The sequence below is a fragment of the Streptomyces sp. NPDC000134 genome, assembly GCF_042899225.1.
In the GTDB taxonomy this organism is placed as follows: domain Bacteria; phylum Actinomycetota; class Actinomycetes; order Streptomycetales; family Streptomycetaceae; genus Streptomyces.
Map to the genome: position 1 here is coordinate 354,433 of NZ_JBIAZN010000005.1, position 26,705 is coordinate 381,137.

At 72.9% G+C, this 26,705-nt stretch carries 24 protein-coding genes and 1 pseudogene; 6 read left to right on the forward strand and 19 right to left on the reverse strand.

From position 1 onward, the window contains the following. Window positions 1-6 precede the first annotated feature (6 nt). Window positions 7-222, reverse strand: coding sequence for an I78 family peptidase inhibitor (locus ACFY32_RS10475; protein WP_359203199.1), 216 nt, complete (start codon window positions 220-222; stop codon window positions 7-9). Window positions 223-662: 440 nt separating this feature from the next. On the opposite strand from ACFY32_RS10475, the pseudogene ctaD reads away from it, so the two are divergent. Then, window positions 663-2,345 (forward strand): annotated as a pseudogene (gene ctaD / locus ACFY32_RS10480) (cytochrome c oxidase subunit I); the annotation flags it as partial. On the opposite strand, the gene ACFY32_RS10485 reads toward ctaD, so the two are convergent. Continuing rightward, a complete protein-coding gene (locus ACFY32_RS10485) occupies window positions 2,233-3,273 on the reverse strand; it encodes a YafY family protein (RefSeq protein ID WP_359203202.1) in 1,041 nt (346 codons plus the stop codon). The pseudogene ctaD and the gene ACFY32_RS10485 sit on opposite strands and share 113 nt — an antisense overlap. A gap of 25 nt (window positions 3,274-3,298) precedes the next feature. Continuing rightward, complete coding sequence (locus ACFY32_RS10490; protein ID WP_390673896.1) at window positions 3,299-3,442, reverse strand: hypothetical protein; 144 nt, start codon at window positions 3,440-3,442, stop codon at window positions 3,299-3,301. Between the two features lie 224 nt (window positions 3,443-3,666). Between ACFY32_RS10490 and ACFY32_RS10495 the strand changes: the two genes are divergently transcribed. Together ACFY32_RS10495 and ACFY32_RS10500 are read left to right on the forward strand one after the other, a co-directional pair. After that, window positions 3,667-4,449, forward strand: a complete 783-nt coding sequence (locus ACFY32_RS10495) for a hypothetical protein (protein WP_359203204.1) — start codon at window positions 3,667-3,669, stop codon at window positions 4,447-4,449. Window positions 4,450-4,516: 67 nt separating this feature from the next. Next, window positions 4,517-4,780: a hypothetical protein gene (locus ACFY32_RS10500; protein WP_359203207.1), complete on the forward strand. Its 264-nt coding sequence runs from the start codon at window positions 4,517-4,519 to the stop codon at window positions 4,778-4,780. A gap of 78 nt (window positions 4,781-4,858) precedes the next feature. On the opposite strand, the gene der is transcribed toward ACFY32_RS10500, so the two are convergent. From der to aroH, 5 genes are all read right to left on the reverse strand, one after another. Further along, on the reverse strand, window positions 4,859-6,340 hold the full coding sequence (gene der, locus ACFY32_RS10505; RefSeq protein ID WP_359203210.1) for a ribosome biogenesis GTPase Der: 1,482 nt from the start codon (window positions 6,338-6,340) through the stop codon (window positions 4,859-4,861). Between the two features lie 74 nt (window positions 6,341-6,414). Continuing rightward, window positions 6,415-7,002 (reverse strand): lysophospholipid acyltransferase family protein, encoded by a 588-nt coding sequence (locus ACFY32_RS10510; protein ID WP_390673917.1) that lies wholly within the window; start codon window positions 7,000-7,002, stop codon window positions 6,415-6,417. 53 nt (window positions 7,003-7,055) lie between these two features. After that, window positions 7,056-7,751 (reverse strand): (d)CMP kinase, encoded by a 696-nt coding sequence (cmk, locus tag ACFY32_RS10515; RefSeq protein ID WP_390673897.1) that lies wholly within the window; start codon window positions 7,749-7,751, stop codon window positions 7,056-7,058. A gap of 173 nt (window positions 7,752-7,924) precedes the next feature. Then, window positions 7,925-9,010 carry a prephenate dehydrogenase gene (locus ACFY32_RS10520; protein WP_359203216.1) on the reverse strand — a complete coding sequence of 362 codons (1,086 nt, stop codon included), beginning with the start codon at window positions 9,008-9,010 and terminating at the stop codon, window positions 7,925-7,927. Beyond that, window positions 9,007-9,369, reverse strand: coding sequence for a chorismate mutase (gene aroH / locus ACFY32_RS10525; RefSeq protein ID WP_359203219.1), 363 nt, complete (start codon window positions 9,367-9,369; stop codon window positions 9,007-9,009). Before aroH ends, ACFY32_RS10520 begins: the two co-directional genes overlap by 4 nt. Window positions 9,370-9,606: 237 nt before the next feature. Between aroH and ACFY32_RS10530 the strand changes: the two genes are divergently transcribed. Continuing rightward, the gene (locus tag ACFY32_RS10530; protein ID WP_390673898.1) at window positions 9,607-10,023 is read left to right on the forward strand and encodes a Rieske (2Fe-2S) protein; all 417 of its coding nucleotides are present in this window, start codon (window positions 9,607-9,609) and stop codon (window positions 10,021-10,023) included. Window positions 10,024-10,048: 25 nt separating this feature from the next. Here ACFY32_RS10530 and ACFY32_RS10535 read toward each other — a convergent pair whose 3' ends face one another. The 11 genes from ACFY32_RS10535 to ACFY32_RS10585 all read right to left on the reverse strand — a co-directional run bounded on the left by ACFY32_RS10535 (window position 10,049) and on the right by ACFY32_RS10585 (window position 22,645). Then, a complete protein-coding gene (locus tag ACFY32_RS10535; RefSeq protein ID WP_390673899.1) occupies window positions 10,049-11,071 on the reverse strand; it encodes an ADP-ribosylglycohydrolase family protein in 1,023 nt (340 codons plus the stop codon). Then, on the reverse strand, window positions 11,068-11,787 hold the full coding sequence (locus ACFY32_RS10540) for an NUDIX domain-containing protein (protein ID WP_359203229.1): 720 nt from the start codon (window positions 11,785-11,787) through the stop codon (window positions 11,068-11,070). The genes ACFY32_RS10535 and ACFY32_RS10540 overlap by 4 nt, the downstream gene beginning before the upstream one ends. A gap of 161 nt (window positions 11,788-11,948) precedes the next feature. After that, the gene (locus tag ACFY32_RS10545) at window positions 11,949-13,064 is read right to left on the reverse strand and encodes a pseudouridine synthase (RefSeq protein WP_359203232.1); all 1,116 of its coding nucleotides are present in this window, start codon (window positions 13,062-13,064) and stop codon (window positions 11,949-11,951) included. Further along, a complete protein-coding gene (scpB, locus tag ACFY32_RS10550; RefSeq protein WP_359203235.1) occupies window positions 13,064-13,678 on the reverse strand; it encodes an SMC-Scp complex subunit ScpB in 615 nt (204 codons plus the stop codon). Before scpB ends, ACFY32_RS10545 begins: the two co-directional genes overlap by 1 nt. Then, complete coding sequence (locus ACFY32_RS10555; RefSeq protein WP_390673900.1) at window positions 13,675-14,733, reverse strand: segregation and condensation protein A; 1,059 nt, start codon at window positions 14,731-14,733, stop codon at window positions 13,675-13,677. Before ACFY32_RS10555 ends, scpB begins: the two co-directional genes overlap by 4 nt. An 18-nt stretch (window positions 14,734-14,751) precedes the next feature. Beyond that, window positions 14,752-15,294, reverse strand: coding sequence for a hypothetical protein (locus ACFY32_RS10560; protein WP_359203241.1), 543 nt, complete (start codon window positions 15,292-15,294; stop codon window positions 14,752-14,754). Beyond that, complete coding sequence (locus tag ACFY32_RS10565; RefSeq protein ID WP_359203244.1) at window positions 15,279-16,406, reverse strand: ParA family protein; 1,128 nt, start codon at window positions 16,404-16,406, stop codon at window positions 15,279-15,281. Before ACFY32_RS10565 ends, ACFY32_RS10560 begins: the two co-directional genes overlap by 16 nt. A 389-nt stretch (window positions 16,407-16,795) precedes the next feature. Continuing rightward, window positions 16,796-17,920, reverse strand: coding sequence for an alanine dehydrogenase (gene ald, locus ACFY32_RS10570; protein ID WP_359203247.1), 1,125 nt, complete (start codon window positions 17,918-17,920; stop codon window positions 16,796-16,798). A gap of 133 nt (window positions 17,921-18,053) precedes the next feature. Next, window positions 18,054-20,123: a tetratricopeptide repeat protein gene (locus tag ACFY32_RS10575; RefSeq protein ID WP_390673901.1), complete on the reverse strand. Its 2,070-nt coding sequence runs from the start codon at window positions 20,121-20,123 to the stop codon at window positions 18,054-18,056. A gap of 162 nt (window positions 20,124-20,285) precedes the next feature. Next, the gene (locus tag ACFY32_RS10580) at window positions 20,286-20,912 is read right to left on the reverse strand and encodes an NUDIX hydrolase (RefSeq protein ID WP_359203253.1); all 627 of its coding nucleotides are present in this window, start codon (window positions 20,910-20,912) and stop codon (window positions 20,286-20,288) included. Between the two features lie 83 nt (window positions 20,913-20,995). After that, complete coding sequence (locus ACFY32_RS10585) at window positions 20,996-22,645, reverse strand: CTP synthase (protein ID WP_359203256.1); 1,650 nt, start codon at window positions 22,643-22,645, stop codon at window positions 20,996-20,998. 546 nt (window positions 22,646-23,191) lie between these two features. On the opposite strand from ACFY32_RS10585, the gene ACFY32_RS10590 reads away from it, so the two are divergent. Beyond that, window positions 23,192-24,994: a glycoside hydrolase family 15 protein gene (locus ACFY32_RS10590; RefSeq protein ID WP_359203268.1), complete on the forward strand. Its 1,803-nt coding sequence runs from the start codon at window positions 23,192-23,194 to the stop codon at window positions 24,992-24,994. Between the two features lie 24 nt (window positions 24,995-25,018). Beyond that, the gene (locus ACFY32_RS10595) at window positions 25,019-26,683 is read left to right on the forward strand and encodes a PucR family transcriptional regulator (RefSeq protein WP_390673902.1); all 1,665 of its coding nucleotides are present in this window, start codon (window positions 25,019-25,021) and stop codon (window positions 26,681-26,683) included. The last annotated feature ends 22 nt before the right edge of the window (window positions 26,684-26,705 follow it).

The following is a 26,705-nucleotide window of genomic DNA, read 5'->3' on the forward strand; positions in this document are numbered from 1 at the left end:
CCCGGGTCAGCCCTTCCAGGCCCGGGTCACCCGCCCGTCCCGTACTTCGAAGTTGAGCCGCCCCGCGCGGTACTCCATGGTGACGATCGCCCCGGGCGGCAGGGACCGCACCGTCGACCAGCCGCGCTCCCGCGCCCGCCGCTCGGCCGCGCCGGAGTCGAGGCCCACGTAGGCGTCCGGGCTGTCCTGGGGTTCGTCCGGGGGTGTCGGAATCGGTGCCATGGCGCCACGCTAAGCCCTGCCCGGCGGCCAGGGAACCCCGGCCCGGCGGACCGCGCGCACGATGGCCCCGGGCAGGGGCGGGTATCCGCCGCCGGTCACACTTCTGTCACAGGATCACGACACGCGTTTCGGCGGAACTCCGTCACACGGACGAGCGGTTCGGCGGTGCCGTCCGGAGCAATGGCGGGACATTATCCCGGGCCGTATCAACCCTTCGAATAACCGGGCGAAAAGGACCGGCCGAAAAAGGGCGCCCGAACCTTCATTCCCCCTCCGTTCGCCCCTTCGCCCAGGCGCGGCCGAAAACATTCGGGAAATCCGCGGACGCACAGCGGCGCCACATCGCGCGCACCTCACCTCCGTACGCCCTCTGTCGGGCGGGCCGTGGCGCGAGCATCATGGCGGGCCCGGGAGACGATCGGCGAAGGGGCGGGCGAGCGATGGGAACGCAGACCGTGCGGCCGGCGACCGGTCCGGCGGGCACGCGGCGGCCGGGCCGAGCGGTGATCGGCTGGCTGACCACCACGGACCACAAGAAGATCGGCCATCTCTACCTGGTCACGTCGTTCGTGTTCTTCCTGGTCGCCGGGGTCATGGCGCTGCTGATGCGCGCCGAACTGGCCCGGCCGGGACTCCAGCTCGTCGACAACCAGCAGTTCAACCAGTTGTTCACGATGCACGGCACGATCATGCTGCTGCTGTTCGCGACGCCGAGCTTCGCGGGCTTCGCCAATGAGCTGATGCCGCTCCAGATCGGCGCCCCGGACGTGGCCTTCCCCCGGCTGAACATGCTGTCGTACTGGCTGTTCCTGTTCGGCGGGCTGATCGTGCTGGGGTCGCTGCTGGTGCCGTCGGGGCCGGCCGCGTTCGGCTGGTTCGCCTACGCGCCGCTCAACAGCCAGGTGCACTCCCCCGGCATCGGCGCCGATATGTGGATCATGGGGCTGGCGCTGTCGGGGTTCGGGACGATCCTCGGCGCGGTCAACTTCCTCACCACGATCGTGGGGATGCGCGCGCCCGGCATGACCATGTTCCGGATGCCGATCTTCGTGTGGAACACGCTGTTCACGTCGATCCTGATCCTGGTCGCCTTCCCGGTGCTGGCGGCGGCCCTGCTGGTCCTGGAGGCGGACCGGCGGTTCGGCTCGCAGGTGTTCGCCTCGGCCAACGGCGGGGCGCTGCTGTGGCAGCACCTGTTCTGGTTCTTCGGGCACCCGGAGGTCTACATCATCGCGCTGCCGTTCTTCGGCATCGTCAGCGAGATCATCCCGGTCTTCGCCCGCAAGCCCCTGTTCGGCTATCTGACGCTGGTGGCGGCCACCATGGCGATCACCGGTCTGTCGCTGGTGGTGTGGGCGCACCACATGTTCGCCACGGGTGCGGTGCTGCTGCCGTTCTTCTCGTTCCTGAGCTTCCTGATCGCGGTGCCGACGGGCGTGAAGTTCTTCAACTGGACCGGCACCATGCTCAAGGGCTCGCTCTCCTTCGAGACGCCGATGCTGTGGGCGACCGGCTTCCTGGTGTCGTTCCTGTTCGGCGGGCTGACCGGGGTGATCCTGGCGTCGCCGCCGCTGGACTTCCACGTCACCGACACGTACTTCGTCGTCGCCCACTTCCACTACGTCGTCTTCGGCACCGTGGTCTTCGCGACCTTCGCCGGCTTCTTCTTCTGGTGGCCGAAGTTCACCGGGAAGATGCTGGACGAACGGCTCGGCAAGATCCAGTTCTGGACGCTGTTCACGGGCTTCCACACCACGTTCCTGGTGCAGCACTGGCTGGGCGCGGAGGGGATGCCGCGCCGGTACGCGGACTACCTCGCCGCCGACGGCTTCACCGCGCTGAACACCCTGTCGACCATCGGCGCGTTCCTGCTCGGCTTCTCCACCCTGCCGTTCCTCTACAACGTCTGGAAGACCGCGAAGTACGGCACGAAGGTCGACGTCGACGACCCCTGGGGCTACGGCCGCTCCCTGGAATGGGCCACCTCCTGCCCGCCGCCCCGGCACAACTTCACGGCGCTGCCCCGGGTCCGCTCGGAGTCCCCGGCGTTCGACCTGCACCATCCCCGGTACGCGGCCGAGGCCCCGCAGCCCGAGCCACAGCGGCATCAAGCCGATCCCGAGCACTCCTGACCGCCTCGACCAGCTCGGGCGGCTCCAGCACCTCGAAGTCGTAGCCCAGCATCATCACGTGCACCACCAGGCCGTCCAGGCTCGCGGCGCCGGTGCGCAGCAGGCAGCTTCCCGGCCCCTCCGCCGCCAGCACTCCGTCCGACGGCGACACCCGCCCGGCCGCCTCGGCCAGGGGCACCAGCAGCCGGACCACGGCACGGGCGGCGTACGCGTGGGTGGAGACGCCCCGGGAGACATAGGCGGCCAGGTCCTCGGCGGGCGGCTCGCGCGGCGTGAAGCGCGGCCCGTGCGGCGGCCGGGGGGTGACGCGGTCCACCCGGAAGGTCCGCCAGCCGGCGCGGTCCGGGTCGTAGGCGACCAGGTACCAGCGGCGTTCGGTGCACACCAGGCGGTACGGCTCGACGGTGCGGCGGGTGACGGTGCCGTCGTGGCCCCGGTACTCCAGGCGCAGTCGCTCGGCGTCCCGGCACAGGCGGGCCAGTTCGGTCAGGACGGCGGGGTCGACGGCGGCGGGCCCCGGGCCGCGCAGCATCGGCACGGTGAACGCGGTGAGCGCGCCGACCCGGCGGCGCAGCTTGTGCGGCAGCACCTGCTCCAGCTTGGCCAGGGCCCGCACCGAGGTCTCGCCGATGCCCTCGATGCCCTGCCCGGCGGCGGTGCGCAGGCCGACGGCGACGGCGACGGCCTCGTCGTCGTCCAGCAGCAGCGGCGGGAGTTCGGCGCCCGCGCCGAGCCGGTAGCCGCCGCCGGTGCCGGAACTGGCGTTGACCGGGTAGCCCAGCTCGCGCAGCTTGTCCACGTCCCGGCGGACGGTGCGGGGGGTGACGCCGAGGCGGTCGGCGAGGTCGGCGCCGGACCATTCGCGGTGGGCCTGGAGGAGGGAGAGCAGGCGCAGGAGGCGTGCCGAGGTCTCGAGCATGGGGCGAGTCTGGCAGCCCTCGCGGTCAGGTGCCGTCCGCGACGGCGGCGGGCACGGCACGGCCGGCCCCGGCGGTGAGGCGGGCGGGCGCGGCACGGCCGGCCTCGGCGGCGAGGCGGGCGGGCGCGGCACGGCCGGCCTCGGCGGCGAGGCGGGCGGACCGCGACACCCCGGCCTCGGCCCGTACCGCGCGAAGGGCCGCAATCGCCGCGTCCGGGGCCGGAGTTGATCGGTTGCGACCGGTTCCGGCCGGGCGGTTCGATTCCGTGCGCCGCGGGGCGTGACTCCCGCCGCGGATCGGGCGTTGTCTTCTTCATGAGCCGGGGACCCGCCCCGACCACGGGCCGGGAGCCGCCCGGTCCCGCCATGTACCGCATTCCGAGGGAGTCACCCGTGCCGCGCATGCTCGACGTCAGCGACGAGGTACGCGCCGAGATCGGCGACGAAGAAGCCGAGCGCCTGCTCGCCGGAGAGACCGCCCCGGGCAGTTACGACTGCACCTCCTGCCGTACCCCGGGCGACTGCGAGCTGGAGCGCACCAGCACCGTGCTGTTCGTCGGGGAGGAGACCGCCGTCCTCGCCTTCGCCCACGCGGGCTGTCTGCCCTCCCAGGTCGTCGAGGTGACCGAGGAACAGCTCCGGGGGGCGGTGAAATCCATCAACGGGGACACCGTCGACCACGAACCGGAGAAGTCCGTACCCGAGCAGGCGGTCCTCGGCGTGACCAGCGGACTGGTCCTGATCGCCGGGGAGCTGCACCCGGCGCTGGTCGTGGAGCCGACCGCGCCCGTGGTGCGGCCCGGCGGCCACGGGCCCGACGACGAGTTCCTGCTCCTCCTGACCGAGCAGGGCTTCCTGCCGGTCGCCGACCTGGCCGCCGTCCCGCCCGTGCTGCACGGCTGGTCCGTGCTGCTCGCCGCCGGCCAGTTGCACGCGGTGCTCCAGCCGGGCGGCGAGAGCGGCCGGCCCATCGCCTGGTGGCAGGCGCACCAGCCGCTCCAGGTCACCGAGGGCTGGCGGACGGCGGCCAACAAGCACCAGCAGGTGCTGCTGTTCGCCGCGCCGGTCGGATCGATCGGCCGGCAGCCCCGCGAGGACCTGCTGCGCGACGCCCTGGACAAGGCCGCGGCCCGCGGCAAGCTGGTCGCCGCGGCGCTGCCGCTCGCGGGCACCTGACCGGCCCCGGCGCCGGGGAGGCGCTGCTCAGCCGCATCCCTTCGGCCCCGGGGTCGTTTGCACAGATGTGCACGCATACGACGCCTTCCACCGCCAGGGCGGCCCCTCGGCCACGCCGATCTACGACGCGCTCTACGCCGAGTACCTCCGGTCCTTCCGCTCGCTGCCGGGCGACCGCAGCGGCGAGGAAGAGCTCGGGTTCATCTCGTTCCGGCTCATTCCGCGCAGCAGGGGCGCGTACAGCGCCTACAGCGCCGGGGCGCACACCGCCCGGCTGGGCGTGCACCACCACGTCCCGGCGCTGCCACCGGGCCCGCGCAGAGGCGCCTGACCGCAAGACGGTGAGACGGAAGGAAGGGCGGTCCCGCCGGGACCGCCCTTCCTTCCGTCTTCCGCTCGCTTCTTCCGCTTACTTCTTCTTGGCGCCGCGCTTCTCGCGCACCCGCACCGAGATGTGGATCGGCGTCCCCTCGAAGCCGAACTCCTCGCGCAGCCGGCGCTCGATGAAGCGCCGGTAACCGGCCTCGATGAAGCCGGAGGCGAACAGCACGAACCGCGGCGGCTTGGTGCCCGCCTGGGTGCCGAACAGGATGCGCGGCTGCTTGCCGCCCCGGATCGGGTGCGGGTGGGCGGCGACCAGCTCGCCGAGGAACGCGTTGAGCCGGCCGGTCGGGACCCGGGTCTCCCAGCCCGCCAGGGCCGTCTCGATCGCCGGGACCAGCTTCTCCATGTGGCGCCCGGTGCGCGCCGAGACGTTGACCCGGGGCGCCCACGCCACCTGGCCCAGCTCGGTCTCGATCTCCCGCTCCAGGTAGTAGCGGCGCTCCTCGTCCAGGTTGTCCCACTTGTTGAAGGCCAGGACGACCGCCCGGCCGGCCTCCACCGCCATGGTGACGATCCGCTGGTCCTGCACCGAGATCGACTCCGAGGCGTCGATCAGGATGACGGCGACCTCGGCCTTCTCGACGGCCGCGGCGGTGCGCAGCGAGGCGTAGTAGTCGGCACCCTGCTGGAGGTGGACGCGCTTGCGGATGCCCGCCGTGTCGACGAACTTCCAGGTGACGCCGCCCAGCTCGATCAGCTCGTCGACCGGGTCGCGGGTGGTTCCGGCCAGTTCGTTGACGACGACGCGCTCCTCGCCCGCCACCTTGTTCAGCAGCGAGGACTTGCCGACGTTCGGGCGGCCGATCAGGGCGATGCGGCGCGGTCCGCCGACCCCGCCGCCGCCGAAGGTCTGCTCCGGGGCCTCGGGCAGCGCCTCCAGGACCCGGTCCAGCATGTCGCCGGTGCCGCGGCCGTGCAGCGCGGAGACCGGGTGCGGCTCGCCGAGGCCCAGCGACCACAGGGCGGCCGCGTCGGCCTCGCCGCTGGGGCCGTCGACCTTGTTGGCGCAGAGCACGACCGGCTTGCCGGCCTTGCGCAGCAGCCGGACGACGGCCTCGTCGGTGTCGGTGGCGCCGACCTTGGCGTCCACCACGAAGACCACCGCGTCGGCGGCCTCGATGGCGTACTCGGCCTGCGCGGCGACCGAGGCGTCGATGCCCAGCACGTCCTGCTCCCAGCCGCCGGTGTCGACGACCTTGAAGCGGCGGCCCGCCCACTCGGCCTCGTAGGTGACGCGGTCGCGGGTGACGCCCGGCTTGTCCTCGACGACCGCCTCGCGGCGGCCGATGATCCGGTTCACCAGGGTCGACTTGCCGACATTGGGGCGGCCGACGACGGCGAGGACGGGCAGCGGGCCGTGCCCGGCCGCCTCGATCGCGCCCTCGACCTCCTCGATGTCGAAGCCCTCTTCCGCGGCCAGCTCCATGAACTGCGCGTATTCGGCGTCGCCAAGCGCCCCGTGGTCGTGCTCCTCGCCCGAGCCGCCGGAGTGGATGTCGTCGTTCATGAAGTCCGTACCTCGTTCATCGTGGTGATCGGTGGAGCACCTCTGTACCGGGTGATCCACTACTCAAGTGTTACCTAGCGCCCGGTGAGGCGCCTGGCGTTCCCCAGGTGCGCGGTGAGCTGCTTCTGGATGCGCTCGGTCGCCTCGTCCAGCGCCTTGCGTGTGCGCCGCCCGCTGCCGTCGCCCGCCTCGAAGGGGTCGCCGAAGACGACGTCCACGCGGGAGCGCAGCGGGGGCAGCGCCTTTATCAACCGTCCGGGCCGCTCCGAGCTTCCCAGGACGGCGATCGGGACGATCGGGGCGCCGCCGCGGAGCGCGAAGTACGCGAGGCCCGCGCGGAGCGAGGCGAAGTCGCCCTCGCCCCGGGTGCCCTCGGGGAATATGCCGAGGACCCCGCCGGCGGACAGCACGTCGAGCGCCCGGCCGATCGCCGTGCGGTCGGTGGTGGTGCGGTCGACCTCGACCTGGCCGATGGCGGTCAGGAACGGGTCGAGCGGGCCGACGAACGCCTCCTTCTTGATCAGGAAGTGCGTCGGCCGGGGTGCCACGCCCATGACCATAGGCCCGTCGATGTTGTGGGAGTGGTTGACGGCGAAGATCACCGGGCCGGTCGCGGGCACCTTCCAGGCGCCGAGCACGCGCGGCCGCCACAGGCCGTACATCAGGCCGACGCCGATGCGCCGCCCGATCTCGGCTCCCCGCTCGGACGGTGCTGTCACTTGGCCGCCCGCTTCTCCTCGACGAGGGTGACGACGCACTCGACGACCTGCGGCAGGGTGAGGTCGGTGGTGTCCACCTCGACGGCGTCGTCGGCCTTGGCCAGCGGGGAGGTCTTGCGGCTGGAGTCGGCCGCGTCCCGCTTGATCAGGGCCTCCCGGGTGGCCCGCACGTCGGCGCCGTTCAGCTCGCCGCTGCGGCGGGCGGCGCGGGCCTCGGCGGAGGCGGTGAGGAAGATCTTCAGGTCGGCGTCCGGCAGGACGGTGGTGCCGATGTCACGGCCCTCGACGACGATGCCGAGCGGCGCCGAGGCGGCGATCGAGCGCTGCAGCTCGGTGATCCGGGCCCGCACCTCGGGGACGGCGCTGACCGCGCTGACCTCGGCGGTGACCTCCTGGGTGCGGATCGGGCCGGCCACGTCCACGCCGTCGACGGTGATGGTGGGCTCGTGCGGGTCGGTGCCGGAGAGGATCTCGGGCTTGCCGGCCGCGGCGGCGACCGCGTGCGGGTCGTCGGTGTCGATGCCGTTGGTCACCATCCACCAGGTGATCGCCCGGTACTGGGCGCCGGTGTCCAGGTAGCTCAGGCCGAGCTGCGCGGCGACGGCCTTCGACGTGCTCGACTTGCCCGTGCCGGAGGGGCCGTCGATGGCGACAATCACTGCCGGGGCGGTCGGGGCGGCGCCGTTATCCACGGGGGGACACCTTCCTGGTGCGGTGTGGTGAGTGCGGTGCGGGGCACGAGCGCGCCCCGCACCAGGTTACTGGCTCCCCGCGAGCCTTCGGACCGGTGTGCGGTCCGGCCCCCGGCGGCCGGGACCGTACGGGGCTCGGACCTCCGCCACCGGGACCGGTACCGGCCGGACCGTCACTGCCGGATCGCCCAGCCCCGCTCCCGCAGGGCCGTCGTGAGTCCGGCGGCGGCCTGCGGTTCCACCGTGAGCTGCACCAGGCCGGCCTGCTGCCCGGTGGCGTGCTCGATGCGTACGTCCTCGATGTTGACGCCCGCCAGCCCCGCGTCGGCGAAGATCCGCGCCAACTGGCCGGGCTGGTCGTCGATGAGCACGGCGACGGTCTCGTAGGCCCGGGGGGCGGTGCCGTGCTTGCCCGGCACCCGGACCTGCCCGGCGTTGCCCCGCCGCAGCACGGCCTCGATGTCCTCGGTCCCCTGCCGGCGCTTCTCCCCGTCGGCGGACTCCAGGGCGCGCAGGGCCCGTACCGTCTCCTCCAGGTCGGCGGCGACGTCGGTGAGCAGGTCGGCGACCGGACCGGGGTTGGCGGAGAGGATGTCGATCCACATCCGGGGGTCGGAGGCGGCGATCCGGGTCACGTCGCGGATGCCCTGCCCGCACAGCCGTACGGCGCTCTCCTCGGCGTGCTCCAGGCGGGCGGCGACCAGGTTGGAGACCAGGTGGGGCATGTGGGAGACGAGGGCGACGGCCCGGTCGTGGGCGTCGGCGTCCATCACCACGGGCACCGCGGCGCAGTGCGAGACCAGCTCCAGGGCGAGGTTCAGCACCTCGGTGTCGGTGTCCCGGGTCGGCGTCAGCACCCAGGGCCGGCCCTCGAACAGGTCGGCGGTGGCGGCCAGCGGACCGGACTTCTCCCGGCCGGACATCGGGTGGGTGCCGATGTACGCCGTGAGGTCCAGGCCCCGCGCCTGGAGCTGGCGCCGGGGGCCGCCCTTGACGCTGGCCACGTCGAGGTAGCCGCGGGCGGCGCCGCGCCCCATGGCGTCGGCGAGGACGTCGGCGACCAGGGCCGGCGGGGCGGCGACGACCGCGAGGTCGACGGGACCGTCCGGGGCGGCGTCGGTGCCGGCGCCGAGGGCCGCGGCCGTACGGGCCTGCTCGGGGTCGTGGTCGGCGAGGTGGACGGTGACCCCGCGCCGGGTCAGGGCGAGGGCGGCGGAGGTGCCGATCAGTCCGGTGCCGATGACGAGTGCGGTTCTCACTGGGCGATGTCCTTGCGCAGGTCGGCGGCGGCACCGAGGTAGACGTGGGCGATGTCGGCGCGCGGTCTGTCGGACTCGACGTGGGCGAGGACCCGGACGACGCGCGGCATGGCGCCCTCGACGTCGAGTTCCTGGGCGCAGATCAGCGGTACGTCGGTGAGGCCGAGCCCGCGGGCCGCGGCGGCCGGGAAGTCGCTGCGCAGATCGGGCGTGGCCGTGAACCAGACGCTGATCAGGTCCTCGGCGGTCAGCGCGTTGCGCTCCAGGATGGCGGTGAGCAGGGCCGACACCTGCTCGTCCATGTGGCCGGCCTCGTCCCGCCGGAGTTGGACGGCGCCCCTGACCGCTCGTACCGCCACGGCTTCGCTCCTCGCTGACACGGCTCTCGGGTGGATGACCCGTCCAGCGTAGTCAGCTCCCGGGCACCCGGTGTGCGCGCCCGGTCTCCGAGACGGCGGTGCGCCCGTGCGCCGGGGGCGCGTTTTGCCCAGCTCCTCCGGGTTGCTTCCGCTTCGCCCGCTTCGATGCCAAGATGCTCAACCGGCCGGGCTCCGCCCCTCCCGATCCCCCTTCTCGATCCCCCTCGGAGTGACGACATGACCCACAGTGCGACGCGCCGCACGGTTCTGCTGGCGACGGGCGCGACGGCGCTCACCGCGGGCTGCGGCGGCGGTGGCGGAGACGGCGACGACGGCGACCAGAAGTCGGCGCCCCCCTCCGCCACCACCGGTGAACTGGCGCGCACCGGCGACATCCCGGTGGGCGGCGGCAAGGTCTTCAAGGACGAGAAGGTCGTGGTGACCCAGCCCGAGAAGGGCGACTTCAAGGCGTTCTCGGCGGTCTGCACCCATCAGGGCTGCACCGTGGCGGAGGTGGCCGGCGGCACCATCAACTGCGCCTGCCACGGCAGCAGGTTCGCCATCGCGGACGGCGCGGTGCAGCGGGGCCCCGCGACCGAGCCGCTGCCCGCGAAGCGGATCGCGGTGGAGGGGGATGCCGTCCGGCTGACCTGACGGCCCGCGCCCGCCGCACGCGCCGTCAGACGTCCCAGAGCGCCCCGAAGGTCAGCAGCTCGCCGCGGTACTCGATCCGGTCGGCCCAGTCGTCCGGCCAGGCGTCGGCGCCGAGGTGGGCGCCCGCGAAGGCACCGGCGAGGCAGGCGATGGAGTCGGAGTCGCCGGAGGTGCAGGCGGCCCGGCGCAGCGCGGTCAGCGGTTCGCAGGGGAACAGCAGGAAGCACAGCAGCCCGGTGGCCAGGGCCTCCTCGGCGATCCAGCCCGCGCCGGTGGCCAGGCACGGGTCGGTCTCGGGCGAGACGGTGCGCACGGCGTCGTCGAGCCGGCCGAGGGCCGCCAGGCACTCGTCCCAGCCGCGGGCGATGAAGTGCTCGGGGTCCGGGTCCTGGGCGCGGGTCCACAGGTCGCCGAGCCAGCGCTCGTGGTAGCGGGTGCGGTTCTCCCGGGCGTACGAGCGCAGCGCTTCGACCAGTTCGGCGGGCTCCGTACCGGTGGCCAGCAGCCGTACGGCGTGCGCGGTGAGGTCGGAGGCGGCGAGCGCGGTGGGGTGGCCGTGGGTGAGCGCGGACTGCGCCTGGGCGGCGCCCGCCCGCTGTTCCTCGCTCAGCCCGGGGGCGAGCCCGACGGGGGCGACCCGCATGTTGGCGCCGCAGCCCTTGGAGTGGATCTGGCTGGCGTCCTGCCAGCGGCGGTCGGCCCGCTCCAGCAGGTCGCAGGCGCGCAGGCAGGTGGTGCCGGGGGCCCGGTCGTTCTCCGGCGACCGGTTCCAGGCGATGAACTCCCGCCGGACGGCCTCGCGCATCCCCTCGGGCGCGAGCACCCCCCGGTCCATGGCGTCCCGCAGCCCTCTGGCCAGCGCCAGCGTCATCTGGGTGTCGTCGGTGACCAGCGCCGGCTCGGGCAGCTCCAGGCCGCGCCAGGTACCGGACCGGGCGAGGATCGCGGGCACGTCGCTGAACTCGGTGGGGTAGCCGAGCGCGTCGCCCAGGGCGAGGCCGGTGAGCGTGCCGGTGGCGGCGCGCTTGGCGACGGTGGTCGTGGTCATGCGGGGTGTCCTTCCCGGAACGTGCGGAGCAGGGGCGGGCGCAGGGCGGTGGCCGGGCCGGCGCGGTACACGGCGGCGGGTTTGCCCCGGCCGCCGGTCAGCCTGGCGGCGCCGGGGACGGGTTCGACGAAGCCGGGGGTGGCGAGGACCTTGCGCCGGAAGTTGGGCCGGTCGAGGGTGGTGCCCCAGACGGTCTCGTAGACCCGCTGGAGTTCCCCGAGGGTGAACTCGGCCGGGCAGAAGGCGGTGGCCAGGCAGGTGTGCTCCAGCTCGGCGCCCACCCGGTCCCGGGCGTCGGCCAGGATGCGGTCGTGGTCGAAGGCGAGGCCGCGGGCCTCGTCGTACGGCACCCAGCGGGCCTGGGCCGCGTCGCTGCCGCCGCGCGGCTCGGGAGGGCCGGGCAGCAGCGCGGCGAAGGCGACGGAGACGACCCGCATCCGGGGGTCGCGGCCGGGTTCGCTGTAGGTGCGCAGTTGCTCCAGGTGCGGCCCGGTGCCGTCCGTGAGGCCGGTCTCCTCGGCCAGCTCGCGCCGGGCCGCCGTCTCCGCCGACTCCTCGGGCCGCACGAAACCGCCGGGCAGCGCCCAGTGTCCGGCGTACGGCTCCTCCCCGCGCTCCACGAGCAGGACGTGCAGGGCGTCCGCGCGGAGGGTGAACACGGCGAGGTCGACGGTGACGGCGAAGGGCTCGTAGGCGTGCTTGTCGTCACCACGCACGACCGGCCACCCCCTTAATAGTCAGTTCGACTATAAAGAGGGCGGCCGGCCGGGACAACCCCTCGGTCCTGGGCGGTGCCCAGGGTCTGTCGTTCAAATCAGCTCGCAGGGAATCTGCTGCGCCTTGCCCCGCGTCTGCGGGCTGATCCGGACGAAAGGCCCTAGAGGTCGACCTCCTTCATCAGCATCCCGACCTCGGTGTTCGACAGGCGGCGCAGCCAGCCGGACTTCTGGTCGCCCAGCGTGATCGGTCCGAACGCCACCCGCACCAGCTTGTCGACCGGGAAGCCGGCCTCGGCCAGCATCCGGCGGACGATGTGCTTGCGGCCCTCGTGGAGGGTGACCTCGACCAGGTAGTTCTTGCCGGTCTGCTCGACGACCCGGAAGTGGTCCGCGCGCGCGTAACCGTCCTCCAACTGGATGCCGTCCTTCAGTTGCTTGCCCAGGTCGCGCGGGATCGGGCCCACGATGTGCGCGAGGTAGGTCTTGCGCACGCCGTACTTGGGGTGGGTCAGCCGGTGCGCCAGTTCACCGTGGTTGGTGAGCAGGATCACGCCCTCGGTCTCGGTGTCCAGGCGCCCCACGTGGAACAGCCGGGTCTCCCGGTTGGTGACGTAGTCGCCGAGGCACTGCCGCCCCTCCGGGTCCTCCATGGTGGAGACCACACCGGCGGGCTTGTTCAGCGAGAAGAACTGGTACGACTGGGTCGCCACCGTCAGGCCGTCGACCTTGACCTCGTCCTTCTCCGGGTCGACCCGCTTGCCCTGCTCCAGCACGATCTCGCCGTTGACCTCGACGCGCGCCTGCTCGATCAGCTCCTCGCAGGCCCGCCGGGAGCCGTAGCCCGCGCGGGCGAGGACCTTCTGGAGGCGCTCGCCCTCCTGCTCGGCGCCCGGGAAGGTCTTGGGCAGCTTGACGTCCTTCTTGCCCGCGTACCGGTCGCGGTTGCGCTCCTCGATCTGCGTCTCGTACTCACGAGGACGCGCCGGGGCCGTGCGCCCGCGCTGCTGGGGCTTCTTCGGGCCGCCCTTGCTGCCGCCGCGGGCCGCGGGGCCGCGGCCCGACTTCGGGCCCTCGTGGGTGGCGCCGGGGCCCACGTCGTAGCGCCGCTCCTCCGGGCGCGGCCGCTTGGGCCGGCCGCCCTGCTTGTCGTCGCGGTTGCCGCCGGCCCCGCGGGGAGTCCCGCGGCCCGCGCTGCTCCCGCCGCGGCCGCCGCTGTTGCCACCACGGCTCCCGCCGTTGTTTCCGCTGCTGTTCCTGCCGCTGCTGCTTCGCATCAAAGTTCCGTCTTGTCGTCTGCGTCCTCGGAATCCGGAGCGTCCGGATCGAACGACGGAACCCCTTCCAGTGTCTCGGCCTCGATCGCCTCCGCCTCCGGGAGGAAGGGCGCCAGCTCCGGCAGCTCGTCCAGGCCCCGCAGGCCCATCCGCTCCAGGAAGTAGTCCGTCGTCACATACAGGATCGCACCTGTTTCGGGTTCCGTGCCCGCTTCCGCGACCAGGCCCCGCTGGAGGAGGGTGCGCATCACGCCGTCGCAGTTCACGCCGCGCACCGCGGAGACCCGGCTGCGGCTGACCGGCTGGCGGTAGGCGACCACCGCGAGGGTCTCCAGCGCGGCCTGGGTGAGCCGGGCGTGCTGGCCGTCCAGGACGAAGCCCTCGACGGCCGCGGCGTACTCGGGGCGGCTGTAGAACCGCCAGCCGCCGGCGACCAGCCGCAGCTCGAAGCCGCGGCCCTGGGCGGTGTACTCGTCGGCCAGCTCGCGCAGGGCGTCCGCGATCAGCCGCCGGGGCCGCCCCAGTATCTTCGCGAGCCGTTCCTCGGTCGCGGGCTCGTCCACGACCATGAGGACGGCCTCCAGGGCGGGCTTGAGGTCGGGCTCGGCGCTCATGGCGTGCGCTCCTCCTTCGGCCGCTCGGCCGGCCGGTCGAACTCGTCGGTCACCGCCGGGCCGGCGGCCCCGTCCCCGCCGGTCCAGCGCACCAGCAGCTCGCCGAGCGCCGTCTCCTGCTCCAGGGCGACGGCCTTCTCCCGGTACAGCTCCAGCAGCGCCAGGAAGCGGGCGACGACGGTCAGGGTGTCGTCGGTGTCCCGCACCAGCTCCCGGAAGCTGGCCTCACCCAGCTCCCTGAGCCGGGCGACCACGATCCCGGCCTGCTCGCGCACACTGACCAGCGGCGCGTGGATGTGGTCGACGTACACCTGCGGCCTGGGCTTCGGCTGCATCGCCTTGACGGCGAGCCGGGCGAATCCTTCCGCCCCGATGCTGATCACGACCTCGGGCAGCAGCTCGGCGTGGTGCGGTTCCAGGCCGACGGTACGGGGGTAGCGGCGGGCCTCGGCGTCGAGCCGCTCACTGAAGATCTCGGCGATCCGCTTGTACGCCCGGTACTGCAGCAGCCGCGCGAAGAGCAGGTCGCGGGCCTCCAGCAGGGCCAGGTCGGCCTCGTCCTCGACCTCGGCGGCGGGCAGCAGCCGGGCCGCCTTCAGGTCGAGCAGGGTGGCGGCGACGACCAGGAACTCGGTTGTCTGGTCCAGGTCCCAGTCCGGCCCCATCGCCCTGATGTGCGCCATGAACTCGTCGGTCACCTTCGACAGCGCCACCTCGGTGACGTCCATCTTGTGCCGCGAGATCAACTGGAGCAGCAGGTCGAAGGGCCCCTCGAAGTTCGCCAGCTTCACCGTGAAGACACCGTCGGCGGCGTCGGCGGGCTCCACGCCGGGCACTGCTGGTTCGGGTTCCGGCCGGGTCTCCGGTCCGGGTTCCGGCTGAGGCTCGGGCTCGGGCTGAGGCTCGGGCTCGGACTGAGGCTCCGGTTCCGGCGGCTGGGGCTGAGGCTCCGGCTCCGGCCGGGATTCCGCCTCCGATGGGGCCAGCGGCCCCCGCCCCAGCGCGCGGCGGAAGCTGCCGGAAGGGCCGGGGCGGGGGGCGTCGTTCGAGGTCATGGCCTCCGCAGGCTATCGCTACCGTCCGCGCAGCCGGCGTACGAGGATGCTGGCGTCCCCCCGGGTCTCCAGGTCGGCGAGGACCACGGCGACGGCCTCGCGGACGATCCGGCCGCGGTCGACGGCCAGGCCGTGCTCGCCCCGGAGCACCAGGCGGGCGTGCTCCAGGTCCATCAGCTCCTCGGCGGAGACGTACACGGTGATCTTCTCGTCGTGCCGCTCGCGCCCGCTGGGACGGCGGGCGGCGGCCCGGCCGCGCTTGCGGGGCGCGCCGGCGGCAGCGCCTTCCTGCCCCTCTCCGCGCCGCCCGGCGCCCCGGCTGCGCGGCTCGCCGTCGGCTCCCGGCTCCGCGTCCGCGGCCACGTGCTCAGCGCCCTCGCCGCCCTGCGCGGGCACCGACTGCGGCGCGTCCTCGGCGGCGGCCGGGTCGCTCTCCCCCGCCGGCGCCGGGACCCGGGCCTCGCCGTTGGCCTGGCGTCGCGGGGTGGACGCCTGGAGCGCCGTACCCCCTGTGGTGCGGAAGAGTTCGTCGGCCCCCGGCAGACTCACTCGGCGTGACACCGGGCGAGCACCTCCCTGGCGAGCTGGCGGTAGGCGGCGGCGCCGACGGAGTTGGAGGCGTACGTGGTGATCGGCTCGCCGGCGACCGTGGTCTCCGGGAAGCGGACCGTGCGCCCGATGACCGTGTGGTACACGTGGTCGTCGAACGCCTCGACGACCCGCGCGAGGACCTCACGGCTGTGCACCGTGCGCGAGTCGTACATGGTGGCGAGGATGCCGTCCAGCTCCAGGTCGGGGTTGAGCCGCTCCTGCACCTTCTCGATCGTCTCGGTCAGCAGCGCCACACCGCGCAGCGCGAAGAACTCGCACTCCAGCGGCACGATCACCTTGTGCGCGGCGGTCAGCGCGTTGACCGTGAGCAGGCCCAGCGAGGGCTGGCAGTCGATCACGATGTAGTCGTAGTCGTCCATCAGCGGCTTCAGCGCCCGCTGGAGGGTCGACTCGCGGGCGACCTCGCTGACCAACTGCACCTCGGCCGCCGACAGGTCGATGTTGCTGGGCAGCAGGTCCATGTTGGGGACCGCCGTCTTCAGCAGCACCTCGTCGGCCGCCATGCCCCGCTCCATGAGCAGGTTGTAGACGGTGAGGTCCAGCTCCATCGGGTTGACGCCGAGCCCGACCGAGAGCGCGCCCTGCGGGTCGAAGTCGACGAGCAGCACCCGGCGCCCGTACTCGGCGAGCGCGGCACCCAGGTTGATGGTCGACGTGGTCTTGCCGACGCCGCCCTTCTGGTTGCACATCGCGATGATCTTCGCCGGGCCGTGGTCGGTCAGCGGGCCCGGGATGGGGAAGTACGGCAGCGGCCGTCCGGTCGGGCCGACGCGCTCACGGCGCTGACGGGCCGCGTCGGGCGCGAGCGTGGCCGCGTACTCCGGATCGGGCTCGTACTCGGCGTCGGGGTCGTAGAAGTGCCCCTCGGGCAGTTCGTCGTAGTCGGCGAAGTGGTTGCGGGACGCGCCACTTCCGTCACCGGCCATGGCGTTCACGTGTTGGCCATCCATGCTCATGTGTGCTGTCGGAGTTGCCTGCGGGCTCTGTTGGGCTGCGAAGGTGCGTACAGCGACGGAGCCGACAGCCTCGAACCGCCCGGGGCCTGCGGCCTGTGCGGGCATTCCTGGTTGACCACCCCCGGGAGTAAATGTCGACTCATTCACAAGTCGTCTTACCTCCTTGGTGACCAGGAAACTTCTAGACAGGTCAGCGTGGCACCATGCCGACGGTTGGCGACTCTATGGCGTGTCGGCCGTCCGCAGCAACACAATCCGCCGGACCCGGCCCGATGTGTCGGCAATGAAACATCCCTCTGTCAAGGGCGTACGGCCGTCGCACAGCAGGTTTCACCGGTGCGCGAATCGGTTGAAGCGTTACGTTCGAGGCGAGTTGACCGAGAATCGCAAAGTGACCATACACACACTTGGCCGGGCCTTGTCGACAAGGCCCGGCCAAGTGTGTGGTGTTGACGGCACGGGTTGACTGGTCACCTTCGCCGCATGGCGACTTGTCAGCCGAGCAGCGCGGCCGGCTCGACGTGCTCCAGGCCGTGGGCCTCGGCGACCTCCTTGTAAACGACCTTGCCGTCATGGGTGTTGAGACCCTTGGCGAGCGCCGGGTCGCGGCGCAGCGCCTCGGCCCAGCCGCGGTTCGCCAGCTCCACGATGTACGGCAGCGTGGCGTTGGTGAGCGCGTAGGTGGAGGTGTTGGGAACCGCGCCGGGCATGTTGGCGACGCAGTAGAAGACCGAGTCGTGGACCTTGAAGGTCGGCTCGGCGTGGGTGGTCGGGCGGGAGTCCTCGAAGCAGCCGCCCTGGTCGATCGCGATGTCGACAAGGACACTTCCGGGCTTCATCCGGGAGACCAGCTCGTTGGTGACCAGCTTCGGGGCCTTGGCGCCCGGGATGAGGACGGCGCCGATCACGAGGTCGGCCTCCAGGCACGCCTTCTCCAGCTCGAAGGCGTTGGAGACGACGGTCTGGATCTTCGTACCGAAGATCTTGTCGGCTTCCTTGAGCTTGTTGATGTCCTTGTCGAGCAGGGTGACGTGGAAGCCCATGCCGATGGCGATCTGCGCGGCGTTCCAGCCGGAGACGCCGCCGCCGATGACGACGGCCCGGCCGGCCAGCACGCCGGGGACACCGCCGGGCAGCACACCGCGACCGCCGTTGGCGGCCAGCAGGTGGTAGGCACCGACCTGCGGGGCGAGCCGGCCGGCCACCTCGGACATCGGGGCGAGCAGCGGCAGCGCGCGGTTCGGCAGCTCGACGGTCTCGTAGGCGATCGCGGTGATGCCGGACTCGATCAGCGCGTCCGTGCACTCCTTGGACGCGGCGAGGTGCAGGTAGGTGAAGAGGGTCTGGTCCTTGCGCAGGCGGTGGTACTCCTCCGCGACCGGCTCCTTGACCTTCAGCAGCAGGTCGGCGGCGGCCCAGACCTCGTCGGCGGTGTCGAGTATCGACGCGCCGGCGGAGACGTACTCGTCGTCCGTGATCGAGGAGCCGACGCCGGCGCCGCGCTCGATGACGACCTGGTGACCGTGGCGCACCAGCTCGTGGACGCCGGCGGGGGTGATGGCCACCCGGAACTCGTTGTTCTTGACCTCGCGGGGAATGCCGACCTTCACGTCGATCACGGTCCTTGGCTCAGGGATGTGGCTATGACAAGACATACCCGGGCCCACAGGGGCACACCGGGGTAGACCGCAGGAGAACGTGCGGCAGAGCCAGTCTAATGAAGGCGTTCCCGCTGTCTAGCCTTTCAAAGCATCAATCTTCAGTGGGTGTACTACGGATTTCGCAGGTGTTAGCTCCGTGTTCCGGGTCCGAGTCGTCCGATGGCCGGTTCCCGGCGGGCTCCGCGGCCAGCATCCGCTCGGCGGCGCCGCGGTGCAGCCCGGCCGCCGTGGGGTCGCCGAGGCGGTCCAGGGTGTCGGCCAGCCGCAGGTGCAGGGCCGCCTGGAGGCGTACGTCCTCGGCCCGGCGGGCCCACTCCACGGCCTCCTGGCAGGTGTGCAGCGACTCCTCGGGGCGTCCGGCGTACTCCTGGACCCGGGCCAGCTCGCTCAGCGCCCGCGCGTGCGCGGCCACGTCGCCCGACCGGCGGTGCCCGGCCACCGCCGCGCGCCAGTTGCGCAGCGCCTCGCCGTAGCGCCCGGCGTAGGTGTGGGCGGTGCCGATCCGGCCGTACAGCCGGGCGGCGTCGGGCTGCTCGCCGCGGGCCAGGCGCTGGGCGAGGGCGCGGCCGAACCAGTCGGCGGCCCGGTCGTAGTCGCCCAGTTCCAGATGGGCGCCGCCTACGGATTCCATCGCGCGGCCGGTCGCGTACGGGTCGTCCGCCTCGCGTCCGGCGTCCAGCGCGGCCCGGTAACGCACCAGCGCCTCGGCGGTGCGGCCGGTACGGGCGTCCAGGTCGGCCAGGTTCAGCAGGGCCGCCGCCTTCTCCCGGGGCAGCTCGCGCCGCTCGGCCACGTCGAGGACGAGCCGGTGCACGCCGTACAGGTCGGGGGCGGCGGCCCGGGTGCCGAAGTGGGCGGCCATGGCCCGGACCAACTGGGACATCAGCCGCCGGGCGAGGGTGTCCAGCTCCCCGTCGGCGACCGCGAGCCGGGCCGCGGCCAGCAGGGCGGGCCGGCGCAGCTTCAGCCACTCGGCCGCGTCCCGGGGGGTCGCGAAGCGCAGGGCGCGCGGCATCCCGAGGAGTTTCTCGCGGGCCTGCGGGCTGTCGGTCTCGGTGATCGCCCGGCAGGACTGGAGGAGCCGGACGGTCCGCTCCAGCATCCGGGCGCGGGCCAGTTGCAGTTCGGCGGGCCGGTCGTGCTGCTCGGCGAGGGCCCGCAGCAGCGGGTGCAGACAGCCCGGGACCTCGTACTCGGGCAGCGGGGAGCGGGCCGGGCGCAGCAGGCCGAGGGCGACGAAGTCGTCCAGGGTGGTGCGGGCGCCGCTCACCGAGCAGCCGGCGAGCGCGGAGGCGGTGTGCGGGTCGACCAGGCCGGCCGGGGCGAGGGAGAGCAGGCGCAGTATCCGGGCGGCGGGGCTCGGCAGGGCGGCGTGGGCGAGCCGCAGGACGCGGCCGACCGGGCCGCTCTCCCCGGTCTCGGCGTGCAGGTGCTTGGCCAGGTCGGCGACGGCCGCCTTGGGGCGGGCGGCGAGCCAGCCGCCCGCGAGGGCCAGGGCGGCGGGCTGGCCCTGGCACTCCTCGACCAGGCACTCGGCGGCGCGGGGGTCGACGGTGATCCGGACCGAGCCGATGCGCCGGGACAGCAGCTCCACGGCGGACTTGGTGTCCAGGCCGCCGAGCGTGCAGGGGCGGACGTCCGCGATGCCGGTGAGCGGGCCGCCGGAGACGACGACGGCCAGGCAGCCCGGGGTGTCCGGCAGCAGGGCGTCGACCTGGCCGGCGTCGGCGGCGTCGTCGAGCAGCAGCAGGGCCCGGCGCTCGGCCAGCGCGGTGCGCAGCGCTCCGGTCAGGTCGTCCTCGCCGGCGCCGGGCGCGCTGGTCTCGCCGAGCGCGGTGAGCAGCTCCCGGGCGAGGCGGTCGACCGGCACGCGCGTGCCGTCCGGTTCGCTCAGCCGGGCGCGCAGCACCCCGTCGGGGTAGGCGTCCGCGACCCGGGCGGTCAGTTCCTCGGCGAGGGCGGTGCGGCCGGAGCCGGGCCGGCCGGCGATGAGCAGCACGCGGGCGCGGGGGGCCTTGCGGCCGGACAGGGTGTCGAGTCCGGCGCGCTCGATGTCGGCGCGCAGCTCCTTCAGTTCCCGGGTGCGGCCGAGGAACCAGGGCTCCCCGGACGCCTCGTCCGACAGCCTCACGCCGTCCGTGTCCACCGCCTGATCCGTCACGGGCCACACTCCCGATCCCACCGCGCACCGGCGCCCGCCGGAACTCCGGTTCGGGCGTTTCCCGAGCCTAGTTCAGCTCCCGGCGCGTTCCGGGCGGAGCACGACGGCAGGGTCGCCCGATCGGATCAGCAGATCGTCACACCAAAGGTGTCCGGGTGCCGCTCACGCCTCGAACGGCCGGGCCGGCCAGGGCGCCTGCGCCGGGCGCAGCGCGTCCAGGCCGTCGCCGCCGCGGGCGGCGACCAGCGAGAGCACGCCCACGACGAGGCAGTTGTTGTGCAGCTCCCCCGCGAGCACCCCGCGCACCAGCTCGGCCACGGGCACCCGGGCCAGCTCCATGTCGGCCTCCTCGTGCTCGACCTCGAACCGCTCGCCCTCGGCCTCGGACAGCTCCCGGGCGAGGAAGATCCGTACCGCCTCGTCGCAGCCGCCGGGGGTGGTGTAGACGTCGGTGAGCACCCGCCAGTCCTCGGCCTTGACGTGCGCCTCCTCGTACAGCTCGCGCTGGGCGGCGTGCAGCGGGTTCTCGCCGGGGACGTCGAGCAGCCCGGCCGGGATCTCCCAGAGCTTGTGGCGCACCGGGTGGCGGTACTGGCGCAGCACCAGCACCCGGTCCTCCTCGTCCAGGGCGAGGACCGCGACCGACCCGGGGTGCACCTGGTAGTCGCGGCCGACCACGGTCCCGTCGGGCATGACCACCTCGTCCGTGCGGACGGAGGTCTTGTTGCCCCGGAAGGGGGTCTCGGTCGCCCGGATCTCCCATTCCTCGGGGATGTCCTCGATACTCATGCCCTGTCCCTCCAGACGTGCCCGAAAAGCCGGGGTGCGCCCTGTTCTGAGGGGCGCTCCCCGGCCACCGTACAACTGTCGTGTTACTTCGCGGTCTTCCGCTCGACCGCGGCCTTCACCAGGCCCGCGAAGAGCGGGTGCGGGCGGGTGGGCCGCGAGCGCAGCTCGGGGTGCGCCTGCGTGGCGACCAGGTAGGGGTGGACCTCGCGCGGGTACTCGACGTACTCGACCAGCTTGCCGTCCGGGGAGGTGCCGGAGAAGACGATGCCCGCCTTCTTCTCCAGCTCCGCGCGGTAGGCGTTGTTCACCTCGTAGCGGTGGCGGTGGCGCTCCTCGACGTACTCCTTGCCGTCGTACACCTCGCGCACGATGGAGCCCTCGGCCAGCTTCGCCGGGTACATGCCGAGCCGCATGGTGCCGCCCATGTCGCCCTCGCCGGCCACGATGTCGAGCTGCTCGGCCATGGTGGAGATCACCGGGTGGCCGGTGGCGGGGTCGAACTCGGTGGAGTTGGCGTCGGAGATCCCGGCCAGGTTGCGCGCGGCCTCGATCACGATGCACTGCAGGCCCAGGCAGAGGCCGAGCAGCGGGATCTTGTGCTCGCGGGCATACTCGATCGCGCCGACCTTGCCGAGCACACCGCGGTCGCCGAAGCCGCCCGGGATGCAGATGGCGTCGACGTCGCCGAGCTGCGCCTGGGCGCCGGCCGGGGTCTTGCAGTCGTCCGAGGTGACCCACTTGATCTTGACGCGGGCGCGGTTGGCGAAGCCGCCGGCGCGCAGCGCCTCGGTGACCGAGAGATAGGCGTCGGGCAGGTCGATGTACTTGCCGACCAGCGCCATCGTGATCTCGTGCTCGGGCTGGTGGACCCGCTCCAGCAGGTCGTCCCAGGTCGTCCAGTCCACGTCGCGGAACGACAGGTCCAGCTTGCGGACGACATAGGCGTCCAGGCCCTCGGCGTGCAGGACCTTCGGGATGTCGTAGATCGAGCGGGCGTCGGGGCAGGCCACGACGGCGGCCTCGTCGACGTCGCACATCAGCGAGATCTTCCGCTTGATCGCGGTGGGGACCTCGCGGTCGCAGCGCAGGACGATCGCGTCCGGCTGGATACCGATGTTCCGCAGGGCCGCCACCGAGTGCTGGGTCGGCTTGGTCTTCAGCTCTCCCGACGGGCCGATGTAGGGCAGCAGCGAGATGTGGACGACGAACACGTTGTCCCGGCCGACCTCGTGCCGGACCTGGCGGACGGTCTCCAGGAACGGCAGCGACTCGATGTCGCCGACCGTGCCGCCGACCTCGGTGATCACGACGTCCACCTCGTCCGTCGCCATGCGGCGGATGCGGTGCTTGATCTCGTTGGTGATGTGCGGGATGACCTGCACGGTGTCGCCGAGGTACTCGCCGCGGCGCTCCTTGGCGATCACCGTGGAGTACACCTGGCCGGTGGTGACGTTGGCCGAGCCGTCCAGGTCGCGGTCGAGGAACCGCTCGTAGTGGCCGATGTCCAGGTCGGTCTCGGCGCCGTCGTTGGTGACGAACACCTCACCGTGCTGGAAGGGGTTCATCGTGCCAGGGTCGACATTGAGGTAGGGGTCGAGCTTCTGCATCACGACGCGCAGGCCCCGGGCCTTGAGCAGCATGCCGAGGCTGGAGGCGGTCAGCCCCTTGCCGAGAGAGGAGACGACACCCCCCGTGACGAAGATGTGCTTGGTCGTCGAGGATGTGGGCGGCATGGCCAAGAGGGGGCTCCCGTGGTCGCGGTCTGGAGGTGCGCTGCGGCCGCCTGCCGGAGGTCTCCGGGCGGGGTGCCGACGCTGCGGTTCGGGGGTGCCTTGTCGGGGTTCGCCTCCGGGGAAAGCACCCACCGGTCCACGGGCTACCAGCGTAACAGCGCCGGAAGGGCCTGGCTCCCGGCCACGCTCCGCAGCCGTACGGACACGGGCGGGCGCGTCCGGCCGCCGGTCACCGGGCGCTCACTCATTCGGCGCAGCCGGGTTGTCCCGAGCGGCACACAGATCATCTACGTGCGTCGTATCCTGCTCGGACGTTCGCTGCCGAGCCCGTTTCCGCGATACGGCACCACCCCTCGCCCGTCAGCACCGGAACGCGGGAGCTCGTCAGTCCGTTGAGCAACAATTGTCCTTCGGCGTCACAGATATTGGCTTCACCCCCGGGCGACTGCTTTGCTTCGCCGCCCGACGACGCAGGACAACCACCCCTTGACCGCACTAGCGACAACCCCCCTGTGGGGTGACGTGGCCGTTCGACTGGAGTTGCACGTGGCCGGGCGCATCGAAGACTACGCACTCATCGGAGACATGCAGACCGCCGCACTGGTCTGCCGGGACGGCACAGTCGACTGGCTGTGCCTGCCCCGCTTCGACTCGCACGCCATCTTCGCCGGTCTGCTGGGCACCGAGGAACACGGGTTCTGGCGGCTCGGACCGGCCCACGCGGCCGGGGCCGAGCCCCCGACGGCGGCCCGGCGGACCTACCGGGGCGACTCGCTGATCCTGGAATCGGAGTGGGACACCCCGCGCGGCACGGTCCGTGTGACCGATTTCATGCCGCCCCGGGACGGCGCCCCGCAGCTCATCCGCATCGTGGAGGGCGTCTCCGGCCGGGTGCCGATGCGCTCGGAACTGCGGATGCGGTTCAGCTACGGCCGGGTGGTGCCCTGGGTGCACAAGCACGAGGGCCGCACCGTCGCCGTCGCGGGCCCCGACTCGGTCTGGTTCGACACCCACGCCGAGACCTACGGCAAGGCGCTGACCACGTACGCGGACTTCACCGTGGCACCGGGCGAACGGGTGGCGTTCACCATCTCCTGGGAGCCCTCGCACAAGCAGCCGCCGCCGCTGCCCGAGCCGGAGCAGTCGCTGGAGGCGACGGAGGACTTCTGGCGCGAGTGGGTCGAGCACTGTACGTACCACGGCCCCTACCGCGAGGCCGTGATCCGCTCCCTGATCACGCTGAAGGCCCTGACGTACGCCCCGACCGGGGGGATCGTCGCCGCGCCCACCACCTCCCTGCCGGAGGAGATCGGCGGCGTGCGCAACTGGGACTACCGCTACACCTGGCTCCGCGACGCCGCGATCACCCTCTCCTCGCTGCTGCGCACCGGCTACCGCGAGGAGGCCCGCGCCTGGCGCGAGTGGCTGCTGCGCGCGGTGGCCGGCGACCCGGAGAACCTCCAGATCATGTACGGCATCGCCGGCGAGCGGGAGCTGGGCGAGGCCGAGCTGGACTGGCTGCCGGGCTACGAGAACTCGGGCCCGGTCCGGGTCGGCAACGGCGCGGCCCACCAGCTCCAGCTCGACGTGTACGGCGAGGTCACCGAGGCCCTGCACCTGGCCCACATGACGGGCCTGGCCCGCAACGACTACGCCTCCGTCCTCCAGCTCAAGCTGATCCGCTACCTGGAGGACCACTGGCAGGAGCCGGACGAGGGTATCTGGGAGGTGCGCGGCCCGCGCCGCCACTTCGTGCACTCCAAGGTGATGGCCTGGGTCGCGGTGGACCGCACCATCAAGCTCATCGAGTCCGGCGACGCCGACGGCCCGCTGGAGCGCTGGCGGGAGCTGCGCGACGACATCCACCGGGACGTGTGCGAGAGGGGCTACGACAAGGAGCGCAACACCTTCACGCAGTCCTACGGCTCCAAGGAGCTGGACGCGTCCTTGCTGCTCATCCCCCAGATGGGCTTCCTGCCGCCGGACGACAAGCGGGTCATCGGCACCATCGAGGCGATCCAGCGGGAGCTGTCCACGCCGGACGGCTTCATCCTGCGCTACCCCACCGAGGGCGAGGACGAGGGCGTCGACGGCCTCCCCGGCGACGAGGGCGCCTTCCTGGCCTGCTCGTTCTGGATGGCCGACGACCTGGCGATGATCGGCCGGGTCGACGAGGCCCGCAGGCTGTTCGAGAAGCTGCTCTCGCTGCGCAACGACCTCGGGCTGCTGGCGGAGGAGTGGGACCCCCGCCTGCAGCGCCAGGTGGGCAACTTCCCGCAGGCGTTCAGCCACGTCCCCCTGATCGACACGGCCCTGCGCCTGACCGCCTCGGGGGCGTACGGCGGCTGAACCGGGCCGGGTAGCGTCCCGCGCATGAACAGCGGGATCGAAAGCGGGTACGACGGCCGGGGCGCCGGCATCACCGTGCGGCGCGCGCTGGAACTGCCCGCACTGCGCGGCGGGCTGCCGGAGGTGGTGTCGGGCGCCGAGAAGCTGGGGCGCCCCGTGCGCTGGGTGCACGCGGGCGAGGTGCCGAACATCGCCTCGCTGCTCAAGGGCGGCGAGCTGCTGCTGACCACGGGCGTCGGGCTCGGCGCCCGGCCCGCCGACCAGCGGGCGTTCGTCCGGACGCTCGCCGAGCGCGGCATCGCGGCGCTGGTGGTGGAGCTGGGCCCGCGCTTCGCCACGCTGCCGGCCGCCCTGGTCGACACCGCGCGGGCGGCCGGGCTGCCGCTGGTCCAGTTGCACCGCGAGGTGCCGTTCGTCACGGTCACCGAGGAGATCCACACCGAGATCGTCAACGGCCACTACGCGCTGCTCCAGCGCGCCGAGGAGGTGCACCGGCGCTGCACCGAGGCCCTGCTCGGCGGCGGCGGGGTGCCGCGGGTGCTGGACATCCTGGCCGGCTTCGGCGGCAACCCGGTCTTCCTGGAGACCGCCGAGGGGCATCTGCTGTACGCCGCCGGGGCCGGGACGGAGGGCGCCGGTCCGCTCCAGGTCTGGGCGGGGCTGCGCGGCCCGCGCAAGGACACCCCGCCCCCGGCGGGCTCGGTGCTGGTGGACGTGCCCGGCGGCGGGCCGGGCGCCGGGTCGGTGCGGGCCCGCCTGGTGCTGCTGCCGGTGCGGTCGCCGCTGGCGCCGGTGCACCGGATGGCGGCGGAGCGGGCGGCCGGTGTCCTGGCCGTGGTGCTGATGCAGGCGCGGCAGGAGGAGGAGCTGGCGGCGCGGGGGCGCGGGGACTTCCTCACCGACCTCGCCGAGGGCCGGATCACGGCCGGGGACGCCCCGGCGCAGGCCCGGGTGCTGGGGTTCCGGCCGGGCGACGGTCCGCTGCTGCCGGTGGTGATGAAGCTGGGCGACGGGCTGTCCCCGGCGGGCGGCGACTGGGCGGTGCTGGCCCGCGCGGTCGCCGAGGAGCTGACGGCGGTCGGCGTGCCGGTGCTGCTGGGGGTGCGGCCGGTGGAGGGCCGGGTGCCGCTGCTGCTGGGGCTGCGGGCGGAGTCGGAGCGGCCGGCGGTCGCGGACCGGGTCGCGGCGGCGCTGCGGGCGGGCGTGGAACGCGCCGGGATGCGCCACCCCGGGGCCCCGCCCGTCGTGGTGGTCGGCGTGGCCGGCAACTGGGCGGCGGCGTCGGCGGGGCTGCGGCACGCGGCGGAGACGGCGACCGCGGCCCGGGGCCTGGGCGACCGTCCCTGGTACGACGCCCGCCGCCTCGACATCGACCTGCTGCTGTGGAAGCTGCGCGGCCATGCCGACCTGGCGGCCTTCGTGGACCGGGCGATCGGCCCGCTCCGGGAGCACGACAGCCGCTCCCGGCCGCCGCTGCTGCCGACCCTGGAGACGTATCTGGCGCACGCGGGCCGCAAGGCGGAGACCGCCCGCGAGCTGCACCTGAACCGGCAGACGCTCTACAACCGGCTGGCCCGCATCGGCGAACTGCTCGGCACCGACCTCGACGACCCGCAGACGGTCCTGGCCCTGAGCCTGGCCCTACGCGCCCGCCGCCACGTCACGGGAACGGCCCCCACCCCACCGTGACCCCCCCCGAACCGGCACCGCA

Excerpts from the sequence above, each read along its gene's own strand:
- ACFY32_RS10475 (WP_359203199.1), bottom strand. The coding sequence starts at position 222 with ATGGCACCGATTCCGACACCCCCGGACGAACCCCAGGACAGCCCGGAC.
- ACFY32_RS10485 (WP_359203202.1), bottom strand. The coding sequence starts at position 3,273 with ATGCTCGAGACCTCGGCACGCCTCCTGCGCCTGCTCTCCCTCCTCCAG.
- der (WP_359203210.1), bottom strand. The coding sequence starts at position 6,340 with ATGAACGACGACATCCACTCCGGCGGCTCGGGCGAGGAGCACGACCAC.
- ACFY32_RS10510 (WP_390673917.1), bottom strand. The coding sequence starts at position 7,002 with ATGTACGGCCTGTGGCGGCCGCGCGTGCTCGGCGCCTGGAAGGTGCCC.
- ACFY32_RS10530 (WP_390673898.1), top strand. The coding sequence starts at position 9,607 with ATGACCCACAGTGCGACGCGCCGCACGGTTCTGCTGGCGACGGGCGCG.
- ACFY32_RS10535 (WP_390673899.1), bottom strand. The coding sequence starts at position 11,071 with ATGACCACGACCACCGTCGCCAAGCGCGCCGCCACCGGCACGCTCACC.
- ACFY32_RS10545 (WP_359203232.1), bottom strand. The coding sequence starts at position 13,064 with ATGCGAAGCAGCAGCGGCAGGAACAGCAGCGGAAACAACGGCGGGAGC.
- scpB (WP_359203235.1), bottom strand. The coding sequence starts at position 13,678 with ATGAGCGCCGAGCCCGACCTCAAGCCCGCCCTGGAGGCCGTCCTCATG.
- ACFY32_RS10555 (WP_390673900.1), bottom strand. The coding sequence starts at position 14,733 with ATGACCTCGAACGACGCCCCCCGCCCCGGCCCTTCCGGCAGCTTCCGC.
- ACFY32_RS10565 (WP_359203244.1), bottom strand. The coding sequence starts at position 16,406 with ATGCCCGCACAGGCCGCAGGCCCCGGGCGGTTCGAGGCTGTCGGCTCC.
- ACFY32_RS10580 (WP_359203253.1), bottom strand. The coding sequence starts at position 20,912 with ATGAGTATCGAGGACATCCCCGAGGAATGGGAGATCCGGGCGACCGAG.
- ACFY32_RS10585 (WP_359203256.1), bottom strand. The coding sequence starts at position 22,645 with ATGCCGCCCACATCCTCGACGACCAAGCACATCTTCGTCACGGGGGGT.
- ACFY32_RS10595 (WP_390673902.1), top strand. The coding sequence starts at position 25,019 with ATGAACAGCGGGATCGAAAGCGGGTACGACGGCCGGGGCGCCGGCATC.